Annotated in this window: 12 protein-coding genes; 8 read left to right on the top strand and 4 right to left on the bottom strand. The window is 35.5% G+C overall.

Features of this window, described 5'->3' with window-relative positions:
* Nucleotides 1-17: 17 nt before the first annotated feature.
* Nucleotides 18-995 carry a pyruvate dehydrogenase complex E1 component subunit beta gene (locus CG11_RS01370; RefSeq protein WP_052592367.1) on the bottom strand — a complete coding sequence of 326 codons (978 nt, stop codon included), beginning with the start codon at nucleotides 993-995 and terminating at the stop codon, nucleotides 18-20.
* Nucleotides 996-1,210: 215 nt separating this feature from the next.
* Complete coding sequence (locus CG11_RS01365; RefSeq protein WP_052592340.1) at nucleotides 1,211-1,546, bottom strand: hypothetical protein; 336 nt, start codon at nucleotides 1,544-1,546, stop codon at nucleotides 1,211-1,213.
* A gap of 364 nt (nucleotides 1,547-1,910) precedes the next feature.
* Between CG11_RS01365 and CG11_RS01360 the strand changes: the two genes are divergently transcribed.
* From CG11_RS01360 to CG11_RS01350, 3 genes are all read left to right on the top strand, one after another.
* Nucleotides 1,911-2,660 (top strand): LytTR family DNA-binding domain-containing protein, encoded by a 750-nt coding sequence (locus CG11_RS01360; protein WP_052592338.1) that lies wholly within the window; start codon nucleotides 1,911-1,913, stop codon nucleotides 2,658-2,660.
* A gap of 31 nt (nucleotides 2,661-2,691) precedes the next feature.
* Nucleotides 2,692-4,683 carry a histidine kinase gene (locus tag CG11_RS01355; RefSeq protein ID WP_052592336.1) on the top strand — a complete coding sequence of 664 codons (1,992 nt, stop codon included), beginning with the start codon at nucleotides 2,692-2,694 and terminating at the stop codon, nucleotides 4,681-4,683.
* A gap of 314 nt (nucleotides 4,684-4,997) precedes the next feature.
* The gene (locus tag CG11_RS01350; RefSeq protein WP_063832982.1) at nucleotides 4,998-7,328 is read left to right on the top strand and encodes a TonB-dependent receptor; all 2,331 of its coding nucleotides are present in this window, start codon (nucleotides 4,998-5,000) and stop codon (nucleotides 7,326-7,328) included.
* Between the two features lie 16 nt (nucleotides 7,329-7,344).
* Here the strand turns inward: CG11_RS01350 and CG11_RS01345 are convergent, their stop codons facing one another.
* Both CG11_RS01345 and CG11_RS01340 read right to left on the bottom strand, forming a co-directional pair.
* Nucleotides 7,345-8,688, bottom strand: a complete 1,344-nt coding sequence (locus CG11_RS01345; RefSeq protein ID WP_156039616.1) for a hypothetical protein — start codon at nucleotides 8,686-8,688, stop codon at nucleotides 7,345-7,347.
* A gap of 255 nt (nucleotides 8,689-8,943) precedes the next feature.
* Nucleotides 8,944-11,022 (bottom strand): T9SS type A sorting domain-containing protein, encoded by a 2,079-nt coding sequence (locus CG11_RS01340; RefSeq protein WP_052592332.1) that lies wholly within the window; start codon nucleotides 11,020-11,022, stop codon nucleotides 8,944-8,946.
* A gap of 441 nt (nucleotides 11,023-11,463) precedes the next feature.
* On the opposite strand from CG11_RS01340, the gene CG11_RS01335 reads away from it, so the two are divergent.
* The 5 genes from CG11_RS01335 to CG11_RS01315 all read left to right on the top strand — a co-directional run bounded on the left by CG11_RS01335 (nucleotide 11,464) and on the right by CG11_RS01315 (nucleotide 17,554).
* Nucleotides 11,464-12,060 (top strand): hypothetical protein, encoded by a 597-nt coding sequence (locus tag CG11_RS01335; RefSeq protein ID WP_052592330.1) that lies wholly within the window; start codon nucleotides 11,464-11,466, stop codon nucleotides 12,058-12,060.
* Nucleotides 12,061-12,171: 111 nt separating this feature from the next.
* Nucleotides 12,172-12,684 (top strand): OmpH family outer membrane protein, encoded by a 513-nt coding sequence (locus CG11_RS01330; protein ID WP_052592328.1) that lies wholly within the window; start codon nucleotides 12,172-12,174, stop codon nucleotides 12,682-12,684.
* Between the two features lie 390 nt (nucleotides 12,685-13,074).
* Entirely contained in the window at nucleotides 13,075-13,749 is a 675-nt protein-coding gene (locus tag CG11_RS01325) for a DUF4956 domain-containing protein (RefSeq protein ID WP_052592326.1), read from the top strand.
* 59 nt (nucleotides 13,750-13,808) lie between these two features.
* Entirely contained in the window at nucleotides 13,809-14,441 is a 633-nt protein-coding gene (locus CG11_RS01320) for a polyphosphate polymerase domain-containing protein (RefSeq protein ID WP_052592324.1), read from the top strand.
* Between the two features lie 188 nt (nucleotides 14,442-14,629).
* Nucleotides 14,630-17,554: a CotH kinase family protein gene (locus CG11_RS01315; protein WP_052592322.1), complete on the top strand. Its 2,925-nt coding sequence runs from the start codon at nucleotides 14,630-14,632 to the stop codon at nucleotides 17,552-17,554.
* The last annotated feature ends 45 nt before the right edge of the window (nucleotides 17,555-17,599 follow it).

Below are 17,599 nucleotides of genomic sequence, written 5' to 3'. Positions count from 1 at the left end.
AAAAAAGGGGTTTATTATTAACGATAAAGTACTTCTTTTACAGCTTTGATTACCTTTTCAGCAGAAGGCAAGAAAGCATCTACTAAAGTTGGCGCATAACACATACTCACATCCAAACTATTGATTCTCGTAACAGGAGCATCCAAATAGTCAAAGGCATGCTTTTGTGTGCGATAAGCAATTTCTGACGATACCCCTGCAAAAGGCCATGATTCATCCAATGCAATCAAGCGATTTGTTTTCTTGACCGACTGAATAATTGCCGCCTCATCTAACGGGCGAATGGTACGCAAATCAATAATTTCTACAGAAATACCTTCTTTTTCTAATTCTTCGGCAGCAGCAACGGCTACTTTTACTAATTTATTAAAACAAGTAATAGTAACATCCGTTCCTTCACGAACAACATTTGCTTTTCCAATAGGAATCAAATACTCTTCTTCTGGAACTTCTCCCATATCTGAATACATCAGTTCGGACTCCATAAAACAAACAGGATCTTCATCTCTAATCGCCGACTTCAACAAACCTTTTGCATCATAAGCGTTAGAAATAGAGATAACTTTTAGACCAGGAACGTTAGCCATCCAACTTTCAAATGTTTGAGAATGTTGTTGTGCCAATTGTCCTGCCGAACCTGTTCCTCCTCTAAATACGATTGGGCATTTAAATTGCCCCGCAGACATAGAGTTTATTTTCGCAGCGTGGTTGACAATTTGATCAAATGCTAACACAGCAAAGTTCCAAGTCATAAATTCTACAATTGGACGGACACCTCCCATGGCTGCTCCTACTCCAATTGCTGCAAAACCTAACTCTGCAATTGGCGTATCGATAATGCGTTTGGGACCAAACTCATCCAACATGCCTTGACTAACTTTGTATGCTCCATTATACTCTGCTACTTCTTCGCCCATCAAAAATACGTTCTCGTCTCTACGCATTTCTTCTGACATTGCCTCTCTCAAGGCTTCGCGCATACGAATTTTTCTCATTGCCATAATCTATGTTTTTATAAGTAGTTCTTTTTTTTGTCTTTTATGTGGGTACATTATTTTTACAGGCTGAAATTACAAAGCCTAGGTGGATTCTACAATTTTATGCTTTGTTTTTTTTAATTCATTCTTTATTTCAAAAAAAAGACCGCTCTAATAAGCAGCCTTTTAATTCTTTTAAGTTCATTGCGTAAGTCAACAACTCTTCAATGGTTTTAATCTCTTACAATAATATCCAATGAAGTTTTACTAGTATTAATTTTTATAATTTCAATATATGGAATATACAGATGGAATGTCCCTTTATCTGTTGTGTATTCTACATCCAATACCTTATCCATAAAGTTAAATTTAAAATCTAGTAACCAATTGATATCAAACTTTTGATGATGTTTTGAGAAATCCAAAGTCGCAATATTCATCTTTGCAAAATCTTTATTGGATTTAACATAAGGTTTTAGTAGTTCTTCACAGGTTTGATTATCAAATTGAGCAAAAAGATTTGTTCCTAAACATAAAAATAAAGGAATTAAGATCAAGTACTTTTTCATGATTGCTTGTTTTAGCGTTTTACAAAAATGGTTTTGATGACAACATCAAGTATTACAGAACTCAAAATACAAATCTTAACGATTTAAAATAAGTTCTAAATCATTTTTCTAACATTCCAATTTTTAATTTTCTATGCATCAACTACGTCCAGCAAAGTAATGCTCAAAAAGTAAAAACGAGTATATTATAATCGATTAATCAACCGTTAGTTTTCAGTTGATGGATGGTAAATTTTTACTTTTTTTTAGAGCATTAGGCTACCTAAAAGTGCTTTTAAAATTTATATTTTTTTAAAAGAAATTGTTTTATACTATATTACAGCAACAATTAAATCTCAAATTTTTCTACGATTCCAATCATCCTATGAAAGTCATTATAATTGATGATGAAGAAAGAGGGCGGCGTGTTTTAAAAAACTTAATCACTACCTTCTTCTCTGATTTGCAAATTGTTGCAGTATGTTCTAACGTACCCGATGCCGTTTTGCAAATTAATAAATTAGAGCCACATGTTGTCTTTTGTGACATCGAAATGCCCCAATATTCAGGGCTAGAATTGCTTTCTTTTTTTAAAGAAGTAAATTTTGAATTGATCTTTGCAACAGCGCATAATGAATACGCCATACAAGCGTTTGAGCTCTCTGCTATTGATTATTTACTCAAGCCTATTGAATTAGAAAAATTAGAAATAGCCGTTGAGAAACTCAGACAAAAAGTTCAAACTTCGACTATGTATGAAAGACTCCAGGCTTTAAAATCTAATTTAACAAAAAATATTATTCACAATATTGCCTTGCCTGTTGCTGAAGGCTTAATTTTTATTGAAACAAAGAAAATTATCTTGATAGAAGCCGATGGCGCTTACACCAAAGTATGGCAAACCAACTCTAAACCAATTTTAATCAGCAAAAGCATTAAGTTTTTTGAAAAACTCACACAAAACCATTTACAATTCTACAAAGTTCATCGCTCCTCTATTGTCAATATCAATCATATAAAAAAATACTTCAAAGGTGAGGGGCAACTCACGTTATCCGAAAATATTAATGCGAAAGTTGCTAGAGAAAAAAAGAAAAGTTTTGAAGAACACATCTCTTATCTAAATCTTTTCTAACGCCTTTCCTATGTCCTAACTTAGTCCCCTTATGAAACAATATTACGTCCGTTTATTCTATATTTTTTGCCTATTTTTCTTTATACAACCGTCTACTTCTAAAGCACAAGATGCCATACTAGATTCTCTCGAAATCGCTTTAGAAACAAGTCCTCATGACACACTTAAATTGGAAATTTTACTTGAATTAAGTACGAAGACGATTCGAAAGGATGCAGAAAAGAGTATTGTCTACATTCTTGAAGGTATTCGACTGGCAAAAGAGTACAAACAATACCATCATTTGATAGGTTTGTGTATCTACTACAGCTATTACCTAACCTCTACCAATACCATTGATTCAGCCCTTACGGTTATTGAAGAAGCTTATAGCTATTTGCCTCATGTGTCCGATAAAAAAAAACACTTAGGTGTTTTAACCGAACATGCCTCATTATTACAAATGAAGGGCGACCTATCTGAGGCCACTCAAAAGTATCTAAATGCTTTAAAAATTGCTAAAGAAAACCAATTGACAGAGATTGTAGCTTCTTGTTATATTGGTCTAAGCGGTCTTTTTTATAGTCAAAAAATGTACGCCAAAGCCATTCAATACAATCAAAAATGTGCGGGTATTTGCGATGACTTACCCTCTTCTAGAACACCTTATTGTTTTGGATTAGTTTATAGTAATTTAGCTACTTTTTTTCTGAAACAAAAGCAAATAGATAGTACGATTTATTATGGATTAAAAGCCATTGAGTTTAAAAAACAAGTGAACAATCTTCACGGCTTGTCTCTTTCTTATAGTGTCGTTGCCAATGCCTACCTCAAGAAAAAAGATACTCTAACAGCCATTCCGTTTTATGAAAAAGCGTTAGAAATAGCTAAGAAGGTAAAAGACATTAAGGTTTTAAGTCAAACACTTACGCTTATAGGAAAAATACATGTTGCTAGGAAAAATGTACTTGAACTGCAAAAAATTGTTGCTGAACTAGATGCCATTGCTCCTAAATTCAAGAACCCCTCCCTTTTGATCAATTATTATCAAGTTAAAAGAAACTTTTTTGAACTAAAAAAAGACTACAAAGGAGCATTGGAACTATTAAAAAACCAATTTAACATGGTAGATAGCCTCCGAAAAGGTAAAAATGCTACCTTGATTGCCTCTCTAGAAACCAAATATAGAACCAATCAGCACAAACTTGAAAAGGAATTAACCCAAAAAGAATTATTACTATCCAACGAAAGGGCTATTCAGAGCAAAAGAAACTTAATGGGAGTGGTTATCTTTACGCTGCTAGTCCTGCTATTATTGCTCTATATCTCATCTCGGCTTAGAATTATTAGGCAACAAAAAATAGCTTTAAATATTGCTTATGAACAACTTGAACGGCAAAAACAAGATGAAGTAGCCTTGCTTAGTTTAAAAGCCCTTCAAGCACAAATGAACCCTCACTTTATCTTCAATGCACTCAATTCCATTCAGGATTTGGTGCTAATGAAAGACATTAAAAACTCAACCATTTATATAGGAAAATTTAGTGCCTTAATCCGAAAAATTCTCTTGTCTTCCAAAGAACAATTCATTTCTTTGAACAACGAATTGGAAATTTTAAGCCTTTATCTTGATCTTGAAAAATTACGTTTTGGCGAACAATTAAATGTCACCTTTAATTGCCTCGTCTCCCTTGAACAACAAACAGAGATTCAAATACCTGCCATGTTTATTCAACCTTATATCGAGAATGCCATCAAACATGGATTGTTTCACAAAAAAGGGTTAAAAAAGCTCTTGGTTGAGTTTCGTATTGAGGGGGATTTTTTGGTTTGTGTAATTGAGGACAATGGAATTGGACAAGAAAAAGCCAATGAAATGAAAGAAAAAACACTGCATCTTCATACAGGTTTTTCAACAGAAGCTATTCAACATAGAATTCAGTTTTTGAATCAAACCATGCAGAAAGAAATTCGGATACAAACAGATGACCTAGGACCAGAACCATCTACAGGAACAAGAATTACCTTATATTTTTCTATTTAGTAAAAACGCCCTATTCTCTTTTCGGATTTTAATTTTTTTTTGCCTTAAAAATACGCACACCATGTTGGAATGTTAAGGAATAGCTATTTTTTATAATTCTAAGGTTTTCACTAAACTCTTTTCTAGCAAAATCATTTTAATTGTAGTAAATTTAAAAACGACACCACAAAGCACCGAACGACTAAGCATCCTATTCTGATAGATAGTCGTATTGATTGATAAATTAGCCTTAACAAACAATGCAAGTTAACTATAAACTCTTCTGCTTCTTTCTATTATTGAGCACATCTCTATTCGCCCAAAAACGAGTTACTATGAGCGGCTACATCAAGGACGCTGTAAGTGGAGAAGATTTAATTTATGCCAACATTTATGACGAGAACAACACCTTGGACGGTGTTACATCTAATGTTTATGGTTTTTACTCTTTATCCCTCAAACCAGGTCAATACACTATCGTAGCAAGTTATATTGGTTATGAGGATAAAAAAATAACCATTAATCTAACGCAAGATACGACGTTTAATATTGAACTATCTAGTGGTGCTGTTTTTGATTCTGTTATTGTTGTAACAGACGAACGTGGAAATACCAATGTGGAAAGCACTCAAATGGGAACTGTAGAATTGGAGATGAGCGAGATAAAAAAACTTCCTGCTTTGATGGGAGAAGTGGATTTGCTAAAAACCATCCAACTATTGCCTGGCGTACAATCTGCTGGAGAAGGAACCGCAGGATTTTTTGTTCGTGGCGGTGGTATTGACCAAAACTTAGTTTTGCTAGATGAAGCAGTTGTCTACAATGCGGGGCATTTGTTAGGTTTTTTCTCTGTTTTTAATTCAGATGCAATTAAAAAAGCAACGCTTATCAAAGGAGGAATGCCTGCCAACTATGGAGGAAGATTATCTTCTGTTCTTGACATCCAAATGAAAGATGGTTATGATGATAAATTTGGTATAGAAGGAGGTATTGGAATTATTTCTTCAAGGTTAACCGTTCAAGGTCCTATTGTTCCTAAAAAAGGCTCATTTATTGTTTCAGGTAGACGCACGTATGCTTTTGATGTTGCCCAACCTTTTATTCAAGGAACCGCTTTTGAGGGAACCAACTATTATTTTTATGATTTGAATATCAAAGCAAAGTACCAAATCACCGACAAAGATCGATTGTTTTTAAGTGGTTATTTTGGACGAGATGTTCTAAATTTAAAAAATCCAGATCGAGGTTTTGTATTTGATATGCCTTATGGAAATGCCACGGCAACCCTACGTTGGAATCATATTTTTGATGACAAACTCTTTATGAACTTTATTTTTGTTTACAACGATTATGATTTTTCTGTATCAGGAGGACAAGAACAATTCTCATTTAAGCTAAATTCTGGCATTAGAGATTTTGGAGGAAAAGTTAGCTTTGACTATTATCCCAATCCTCGCCATCAAATCAAATTTGGGGTAGATTATACTTATCATACATTTACTCCCAATAGAGCAGAGGCTTTTTCTGGGGAAGAAGCTTTTATCATTGATCCAGACCGCAAACGCTCGCATGAAGCAGGGCTTTATATTACAGACAATTGGAAAATTAGTAAAATCTTTAGTGTTAATGTAGGAATGCGTTTCTCTATGTTTCAACAGGTGGGTCCTTATACGGGCAAAGTAGATACTACACGTACGTATGGCATGTTAGAGCCCGTCAAAACCTACTTTGGGGTAGAACCTAGATTTAGTGGCAAAGCAACAGTTTCTCCTTTTTCATCCATTAAAGCAGGAGTAACATTGGGACGGCAATATGTCCATTTGGTTAGCAATTCTACAAGTACACTGCCGACTGATTTGTGGGTGCCTAGTACAGAAAAAGTACGTCCTCAATGGGGGCTTCAATATGCCTTAGGATATTTCCACAACTTCTTAGACAATACTTTTGAGGCTTCTATTGAGGTCTTTTATAAAGATTTATTCAATCAGCTGGATTATGCCGAAGATTATACACCTACGCCAGACACAGACCTAGAAGATCAGTTTATCTCTGGGCGTGGTCGAGCTTATGGTTTAGAGTTGTTTTTGCGCAAACAAAAAGGGCGTTTTACAGGTTGGATATCGTATACGCTTTCTCGTTCTGAGCGCACTTTTGATAATATCCGAGGCAAAACATTTCTAGCAGGCTTTGATCGAACCCATGATTTGTCTGTTGTTTTAAGTTATGATATTTTTGACTGGTTTACAGTTAGTTCTACTTTTGTCTATGGCTCTGGTGCTCCGTACACTCCTATCAAGTCTGTGTATATGGTTAATTTTACCCCAACGTTAGAATATGGATTACGCAACTCCGCTCGTTTGCCAGCTTATCATCGAATGGATTTGAGTTTATCTTTCCGATTAACAAAAAAGCAAAAACCGTTTCAAGCCGATATGGTACTATCTGTTTACAACGTCTACAATCGTCAGAATGTATTTTTCACCTATACCACTCCCGAAACAGATGCCCTTTCGGGACAGGTAGAATTAAAGTCTTATCAAGTTTCTCTATTTCCTGTTATTCCTGCGATTACACTTAATTTCAAATGGAAACAGCCTAAGAAAGGTTATTATAAAGAACAAAGGGCAAATAGACAAGCTAAACGCGCTGCCAAGCAACAAGGTTAAACCAATTACAATTGAACTAGCGTAGTTTTTGTTGATAACTAGGCAAGTCTTTGTGATAATAATAATGATACAAATTATACAACAACATATAATCTAACCCTGGCAGTTCGCTATAAATACCATAGGGATTTCCATTTTTAAAATGTGGATGAATCCATCGGTTAAACGACTTCCATCCATTAGGTGCCGTACAATCTTCTAAACCAAAACAGGGACCATCATAGGGCGCAGCGTTTAAGATCAACTCAAAATCGCTGCGTTTTATTTTTTTGAATAACTTTTGATGAAATAAGACAGATCGAATTAAAGGGTAAATAATAACATCGTGCTTGATGCTCTTTCGTCCTAATGCTTTGTAACTTCTTTTGGGCAATAGGCTCATACTTGCTAATGCTAAAACGACATTGGTGGGATGTTGAAAAGCCAAAGAAAGTTGTAACAAATCATAAATGGGTCTACCTAAAAGCAAAGCGCCTTTTTTGTGGTAATTTTTTTCATATTCTCCTTTGGTCAACTGATTGGCAATGGTACTAATTGGAAAGCTCAATCCAATTGCATTTCCTCCCCATTTATCAGGAATTGGGGTACCATCAGGCATTTTTAGTTTCCAACGGTCTTTCATCATATAACTAACAATTCGATCAACATTAACACGAACTTTCTCGCCAAAAGTTGGCAAATTATGCCGATATCTTTGATTGGGAATTAATTGATCGATCATACAAAATCCAATAAATAGTCCAATCACTTGATCTTGACTAATAAAAGAACCCGATTCTGCCGAAGGCTCGCCACAGCTAATCGCAGAAGACATACAATTGTAGCTCTCATTTTCATTCGAAAAACGCTTATTGGTCGCTGTATTTTTTTTAAAATAAAAATCACCGTCTATATCATCTCGCACAAAAAAACCATCTTTTTTACCAGGCAACCCTAGGACTACTTCTGCCATCGAGTCCAGTCGTTCAAAAGCTTCTAAAGCATACCACAATTCCTGAGCCACAGCATCTGTATTTTGTTTCGCAATTTCTAAGTTCTTATATTCTAATGCCAATATTGCCAAATAAAGTCCATGATAAAGACTTGCATCTCCCCAATGCATTCGCCCTGATCCTTTTGAAAGGTGGCAATCATTGTTTTTGAGATGATGGTTCGTCGCACAATCGGCATCAGGAAACCGCTCAGAAGCTGCCAAGCTCATTCCTCGACCTAAACCAATGTCCAAAAAACCACATTCATTGTTTGTACCAATTAAGCGAGCTCGATAATGCCAATATTTTTCTAAATTTTCATCAACAGTTTGCGCAAAAGAACAATTTATAGCTAAAAAAAATCCAATCATCAATCGAAAGAAGAACATAGAGTTGTTGTTTTAGATTTGAGTTGCGATATGAGGCTGCTACTTATGATTTTTTCTATCCACTTACCAATACATAACTGAATAATATAAGAGCATGTTTAAAAGTAAGCTTTCTTTTTCTGTTTCTAAAAATAAAAAACCACAACTAAAATTTAGCTGTGGTGTGCAACAAATCTAGCTTTCCCCCGAAAGCTATCTCTATCTTTCTATATTGTATAGTAATGCTTGATGATATAACATTTTGTCTTTCTGCATTTACTGTTTAATAACCTGTTTTTGTTGTGTAAATTGATTGCTACGCAACACTACGGTATAACATCCAGTTTGCCAATCGTCTGCTGTTGCAACTTGAATGCGTTCTTGCCCTCCTTGCAATACTTTTTCAGCGGCATACACCTGCTGCCCTAGGGCGTTGTAAACTAGAATAGAAGTTGGTGTCACTTCTGACGAATTGGTATATACCTCTATTGTTAAGGCATCTCCAAAAGGGTTCGGTGCCACACGCATCGTATAAGGTGTTACATCCTCTAGGGATACGACTCTTACGTCCGAATATCTTACCTCCCCTCCTATTTCAACCATTCCTAGACGATAGTAATTTCGTCCTAAATAAGGCACTTCATCTTTCCATGTATAATGATTGGCTTGTCCTTTTGCTTGAGCAGAAGTATGCGCAATTGTTTCAAAATGAACTCCATCAAGGCTACGTTGCAGCTCAAAATGACTCATATTGTATTCATCTTTGGTCTGCCAAGTTAAATCCACACTCTGCGCAACTCGTTTAGCCGAAAAATCCAATAATTTTAAATCCAATAGAATTGCTGTTCCTGTCGTTGTCCCTCCTACTGGCACTACTCCTGTAATTAAACCACCTCCCGAAAAACTATTGATATCATGAATTTCAACATAGTTAGTTCCATTACTAGCAGCTTGATTATCTACAAAATTCGTCAATTCCAAACTATTGTATACACCTTCTGAATGCAAAGATGAAGCAATACTAAATGGTGCGCCATTGGTTTTAAAGAAGTAAACTGGACTTTGAACACCTCCATTGGTTCCCTGCCAAGCTGCCGCCGCCGCATTCATAGCTGTACGCTCTGCTGCTTGGTAATAAAAACGAACCCAAACAGGATCCACAATATTTCCAGACAACACATCTACATTCCAATAACGCCCCATTACAAAACGAGCAAGTTGTTGAGGAATATTTTCTCTTGTATAACAATTGGTTGTCGAGTTGTTTCGTACTTGGATATGCGCTTGTGCTGTAAAATTATTATTCCCTAAATTCATAGGATCATGCGCAATCGCAAATAATAAATCATTAGGATTGGCTGTATTGTAATAATAGGTCCAATCAACGCCCGACTCCGTTACAGTACAGCTCGCATTAGAACTAGTCAACATATTTGTTGGAGCGTATGTGGGCTCTTTCACATTTGCAGTAACCAATGTCCGAGGGCTAGAACAAGAACCTCCGCCTGTTGAGTAATGAATGGTTCCATTAAAATTTCGAACTGCAAATGTTAATCCAAAAGGATACGATTTGCCAACACCCTCATAAATTGTCAAATTGGCATCTGATGCTAAAAAATTGCCCACAGCAGTCCCATCTGTATAAGATGTACCTCCTCCAAAATCATTCGTAATATAAAAAGAGTACGTTTGCCCTGCGGGGATAGTCACCCCAACAGGAATTGGCAAGGATGTAGGTAGATTATTTCCAACAGATGTAATTCCTGTTGCTCCACCAAGCAATGTCCAAGCGCCTGCGTTATTCTCGGAACCTACATGTGTGCCTGCTCTATAATATATTTCATAATTGGCGGTCGTGCCTGCATATAAATTAGCATCAAAGCTATTGATGGTAACCGTATTGGCAGCTGTCAAATCAAACATACAGCCTCGCTGCCCATTGTTGGAGTTGTAAGGAGCAACCAAGTTATTGCTTCCTCCTGCCCCTCCTCCAACAACTTCTTCTACCCAATAGTTAGAAGTTGACGTAACCACAGGATTAAATGTTGCCCCTGTTCCTATAGAAGTGCCACCAGAAGCAACGTTATACCAATCAAGAGTACCGCCCGAAGATGCCGTTGCTGTTAAGGTTGCCGTCATTCCTGGGGCACATAAATTATCCCCCGTAGCAGCAGGGGCGGGAGGTGCTGTTCTTGCATGATTAGGTTGATGCGTATTGACTTGCTGAAGAATGGATAAATCTGTTGCTTGTTGATTGTAGTTTTTTTCTGCTAAATCGTCTATTGTTTGCCCTACTAAATGGGTGCTTATCAAGAAGCTTAAACACACAATGGGGAATGTAAATAAATATTTCATTGGAGTAAATTTGTGTTATTTGAAATAATAAATATTTGGGACGAAAACGGATATTATTTTCATACTCACAAAGTAACAGTACTTCAAACATTCAAAACGGACAATTTTACATTCAAAACGGACAAATGGCTGTTTAAGGCTATTTTGAGCTATTTTAGTCCGTTTTGGAAGCCCATTTTTCCTCCTTTTTATACTCTATAAGTTTTTATGCGACCATATTTCACTCAAATATCATGGCACAAATTTTGACCAACGAAAGCGTATACTTCTACCTTAAGCCAATCATCTAAATAGGCGTTGGTAGACTTAGTACTTTATAAATTAGCATTCATTTAAAACATACTTATCTATCACAACTAGTAGTTTGTTCATAACTTTCAGTTGCAACGACCACGAAGTAGCAGCGCAGCTAACTATTATCAAATCAAAACATTCCATTTAATGAAACAATTATTTTTAGCAATGACTGTGCTATTGTTTGCCAATAGCAGTTTTGCACAACAGGTTTTTAATGTAAAAGACAAAAATGCCATTCAAATTGACATTCCAAATAGCAACTTTTCTATTCAGCAAAGCAAAACCAAAAACATTGTAGTTGATGTAGAAATTAGTGTCAATTACCCCAAAACCGTTATAGAGCAGCTTCAAAAAGTAAATCGCTATCAGTTGACTACAAAATCACAAGAGGGAACCTTTGTTCTTGAAGCTCCTAACTTAAAACAAGGGGTCACAATTGGCGGTAACGCACTAAAGGAAACCATTAAAGTGACCGTAAAAATACCAACTAGCCTTACATCAAAAGGTAATGTCATTTTAAAAGGAGAACAGTTAAAAGCTATCAACCAAACCATTCAAGTCAACGTTCAGTTTGTTTATCCACGTAAGCACGTTGCAGCTACGGCACCTAAAACATCTAGTAAGCTGGGAGCTGTTCAAAATTCTTCTAAAACCAAAGTACCTACTGATACCAAGGAGGTTCAAGCCTTGTACGGAGATATTATCATTGGTAATATGCCTATTGATGATTTTTATGATTAAAACACCTTTTCAGTTATATTGATACCGTAAACTATTCGTCTGTTAAAGCAAAATTCTGTTATCTTTGAAATTTTAATAGCCATCATTTTACCAAAAATCAATCCTCACACAATGAAATATTTATTTTTATTCCTAATCTCTAGTTTTTTAATCACTTCATCTGCTTTCGCGCAACAAGAAAAAATTGGCTTTTTTAGTTCTTCTAAATTAGTTTCTCTTTTTCCTGAAGCAAAGACCATCCAAGCTGAAATCGAAAAGATGAGTACCGAAAAACAAGGTGTCGGCACTGCTTTAGAAAATGAACTCAAAGCTAAAGTTGCCGCATTTGAGAAGGAAAAAGCTGGGATGGCTCAAATTCTGCAAGAAACCAGAGTCGAAGAAATTAGAAATCTTGAAGCAAAAATCCAAAATTACTATGCAACGGCTCGCAAAGAGATTGATGGCAAACGACAAGAATTATTAAAGCCTGTGTTCGAAAAGGTAAATGCTGGTATAAAAAAAGTAGCCGAAAAGCACAAATTTACCGCTATTATAGATTTAGATACAGGGGGACAATTTCTTTTGTACATTGATGAATCTAGAAATATCTTGGACTTGATGAAAACTGAATTGGGTCTCCAATAAAACTACAACTATTCTAAAAAAGCCATGTTTGTTTATATCATCTTAGACGAACATGGCTTTTTTTTGTTTATACCTTAACGTTATCGTTCATCTAATTTCAAGAATAGATGAAAAATCCATCAAAACCTAACCTAACATTATTCAAAATTTAAGTTCATAGTACACTTGGTTTACTTTAACTTAACATTACTTCTGTTTTCTTATTGAGCTTAGGACAATTTGAGTATATTTGCCGTGAAAATATCAATAGTAATATTTTATTACTATCCTTTATAATCTTATCGGTTTTTTAAACAACTCCAATCATACTATTATTTAATCCTAAAAAATAGGTCCATGGAGCTTAAAACCTTTGCCATTTAACTTAACTAATAGCTCAGTTATTCAAACATGAACATAGAACAACTTGTAGAGAACTTCAACAATTCTATTAACATTTATGCATTTTTGCTCAACCTAATTGTTGCAACTATTTTAAGTATATTACTAGGTCAATTTTACATGCGATTTGGTAACGCTGTGGCTAATCGTAAAAAATTTGCTACCAACTTTATTCCTTTGGCATTGACCACTGTACTTATCATCACAATTATCAAAACATCTATTGCCCTTTCGCTGGGATTGGTTGGAGCATTATCTATCGTTCGTTTTAGAGCTGCCATCAAAGATCCAGAAGAGTTAATTTATTTATTTCTAGTGATTGGTATTGGGTTGGCAACAGGAGCTAACTACCCTATTTTGGCTAGTATTGCAGTCTTATTCATTTTGGTTTTATTATTTATTAATTACAAAATTCAAGATCGCAGCCGATACTCTAAAGAAAATATGCTGTATGTTAATATTGCCTCTGAAACAACCAATATTGACGCTTTTGTAAGTGTGTTAAAAGAAAAAATGGATTATGTAGAATTAAAAAGAATGGATCGTATGTCTACTGGAGTAGATATTACATTTATTTGTAAAGCTTCTAGCTTAGAGTCTATTACTGCTATGCAAGAACAAATTATTACTTCTACACCCAATACAACCGTTTCTATTGTTGATCAACCAGACTTAATTGTCTAAACACATCAACATACCTGTGTTGTAAAGTATTTTAGGTTGGCTTACGAATTCATACAGTTATGCGTTTTGAACGAAAATATAGGGTGGAAAACTTATCCATGCCACACATTAGACAGATTATAAAATCGCATCCCGCTTCTTTTTATAAACTGTATCCCAATAGAACCGTTAACAACATTTATTTTGACACTCCTAATATGGTTTGTCTAAATGAAAATTTAATGGGGATTAATGTTCGCAAAAAATACCGTGCCCGTTGGTATGGAGATGATATTAGAACCATCATTGCTCCTAAACTAGAAATAAAATACAAGGAAAATGAGCTGGGAGGTAAAACTACCTTTCCACTTTCTCCTTTTGAATTATCTGGTATCAAAGGATTGCAAAAAGAGGTTAACAACTTGGTTCCGCAACAATTCGCACTACAAGCTACTTTATTAAATTCTTACGAACGCTCGTATTGGGGAACCAAAGATGGTAAATTTAGGATTACAATTGATTCTAATTTGCGATTCCACTCTTTGCTACACTCTCCCAATTTTAAACAGTACTTGCATAGAGATCACGTTGTTATTGTAGAACTCAAGTACGAACGAGAAGATGAAAAAGATTTACGACGTATTACACGTTTCTTGCCATTTCGCTTGTCCAAAAATAGCAAGTACGTCAATGGTATTTTATTAACACAATAAGATAACGTATTACAGTTGTATTACCAGTACTAGTCTGTCAAAAATCGTATTAGATTACGTTGTGAGTGCTTCGCAGTTGATAATCAATACTACAGCCTACAAACACACTAAAACCTAATTATCAACTTAATCTAAGATACTTTTTAGCAAAAAACTAAAAAATTAGCGGACTATTAACCACTATAGCTATGATTATAAAAACAAATTCTGCTAAAAAAAGACAGCAAAAACAAAGCATTCTACTCAGAAAACTAGTCTCTTTATCAATAGTCGTTTTATTGATACTTGGAATAGTAGTGGTTGCTCCTTATGCGTGGAATGCATTTAACAAAAAAGAAATCAAAGGAACCCTTCTAGCAAATGCAGAAAAAAAGGAAGGAGATTTTTTTGTTTTGGATGGGTACAAAGTAGGTGGTGCGGCTGCACAAACTAAGGCAGAAGCATACGAAGGCAGTTATTCTATTGAATTGAGTAAAAACAAAATTACATATGGTTTTTCGACCCAGCTGAATGATGTCTATGTTGGCGATGAAATTACAGTAAAAGTCTGGATGCGTTCTCCTTCTAAACAAGCTGGTCGATTAGTACTAACCAGTCTTGACGGCAAGGCAGTTTATCTTCAAAGTGAGCAATTCGAATTTACAGATCAATGGCAACAAGTAGAAGTGTTTTTGGATGTTACAGAACCATTGCAAGAAAACACACTCAAAATTTACTGTTTTAACTTTAATGAAGATCCTGTCTATTTTGACAACCTTTCGTATTCTAAAAACAGTTCTTATGAAGCGTCTATTGTCAAAAGTTGGCAGCCTGACGATATCCATATTTTTGTCAAAGAAGGAGAATACAACAAACTAAAGCAAAAACGCCATGAAGCCATAGAGCAGGGTATGCTGATTAGTTCTGATGATTCTTGGGTAAAAGGAGCAATCTTTCCCAAAGAGCAAAAGGATGCAAAAATTAGCATCAAAATGCGTTTAAAAGGGGATTGGACAGATCACCTAATGGGAGACAAATGGTCATTTCGGGTGTCCACTCAAACCGATAAATCTTGGAATCGCTTAAAAACATTTTCTCTACAAAACCCTTCTACAAGGGGCTATTTGTTTGAATGGGTTTTGCATGAGTTTTTCAAATATGAGGACATCTTAACCACTCGTTACGACTTTGTCAACATGAAACTCAATCACAAAGATTTGGGGTTGTATGTTTATGAAGAACATTTTTTGAAACAATTGCCTGAATTTTCGAAGAAAAAAGAAGGACCCATTATTCGATTTGTAGAAAGTGGTTTTTGGGAAGCTCAATTACAACAATTCAATTTAGATGCGGATTTGGATGGCGAACTTGTTGTTGGTAGCCCTGATATCAAACCATTTTCAGAAGGAAAAACGTTCAAAACGCCCGTATTGGCAGAACAATACAAAATTGCACAAAAATTACTTTACCAATATCAATACGGTTTAAAGCCAGCAGAGGAAATTTTTGATATAGATTTACTTGCCAAGTATTATGCTATTATGGATATTACGGCAGGCTATCATGGTATTGCATGGCACAACCAACGTTATTACTACAATCCAGTTACAGGAAAACTAGAGCCTGTAGGCTTTGATGGCTTTACAGAAATTGGCTTGGATCACACACCAGAAAAGCCATTTTTGGGCATTGATTTATCTGCCATCAAAGGGAATAAAGAATTGCATCGCAAGTTATTTAGAGACAATGGTTTTTTAAGAAAATACCATCAATATTTAGAAAAATTTGCCGAAGAGACTTACTTAAAGGGATTCACAAAATCTATTGCTACGCCTCTTTATGCTCGTTTAAAAGTCGTTCAACAAGAGAAACCAGATTATACGTTTTCTATTGACTATATGTATAAACGAGCTAGCAATATTTTAAATGCCTTATACCCCAATAGCGCCTCTCTTCAAAGCAAAACAGTAGCTCCAGGGCTAATTGCTGTCTGCAATCGCCATCAAATTCCTATTGAAATAGTAGGTACTATGAGTCAATCAGGAGGTGTTATTAATTACTTGGATACAGCTCAAATTCTTTATACGACTAGATTTAGAGATTTGCCAGACTATAGCGTTCGAATCAAGGTTCCTGACAATGCTAAATTTTTCGTATACCGAGTGCTTGGTCTTGATAAAGACTTTTATGTTAGCATCAATCCTTGGCCTATTCCTGAGGGCTTGAGTCCAGTACAAGAACTAAAAAGTACCTTGAGAGAAAATCATCCAGCTTATGTTTATACACCAGGGCAACCTCACATCATCTTTAACAAGAGTGTTGTCATTGATGAGCCCATTGTTATTCCTGCTGGTCATAACATCACATTTAAGCCTGGTATTAAGATTGATATTGTCAATAGCGCTTTTATCCTCTCCTATTCCCCAGTACAGTTCTTAGGAACAGAGTCAGCTCCTATTGTGGTTAAGTCGAGTGATAAATCTGCTCGTGCTTTTTCTGTCATACAAGCAGGTGGGCAATCTCAGGTTAACCATACGCTATTCTCTAAATTAGGAGCATTCTCTTACAAAGGCTGGAACTTGCCTGGCGCAGTTAATTTTTATGAGTCTAATGTCGATATTTATCACACTACATTTACTCAAAATAGTTGCGAGGATATTTTAAACATTGTGCGCTCTGACTTTGATTTTCAATATAACACGATTAGCAATACTTTTGGAGATGGTTTTGATGCTGATTTTTGTCAAGGAACGGTTGCTCATTGTCATTTTAATAATACAGGAAACGATGCCATTGATTTTTCTACCAGTATTGTCACCATTCGAGATTGTACCATTAAAAAGGCAGGAGATAAAGGAATTTCTATGGGAGAGCAAGGAACAGCACGAGTTATCAATACAACCATAGAAGATGCTGTGATAGGGATTGCCTCCAAAGATTTGTCTAAAACAATTATTAGCAACGTTTCGCTCAAAAACTGCAAAACAGGTTTTTCTGCCTATCAAAAGAAACCTGAGTACGGTCATGGATTTATCCGTGTGCATTCTTATACTAGCGAAAACTTAGGCACTTTGCATAAAATTCTCCCTGGTTCTAAACTTATTCTAATTGACCAAGAAATTTTGGGTGATTAATGTTAGGTTGACTAATACGTACTCAAAAAACGATAATGAAGTGGA

This window comes from Aureispira sp. CCB-QB1, from assembly GCF_000724545.1.
In the GTDB taxonomy this organism is placed as follows: domain Bacteria; phylum Bacteroidota; class Bacteroidia; order Chitinophagales; family Saprospiraceae; genus Aureispira.
This window is presented reverse-complemented; position numbering and strand designations above follow the sequence as displayed.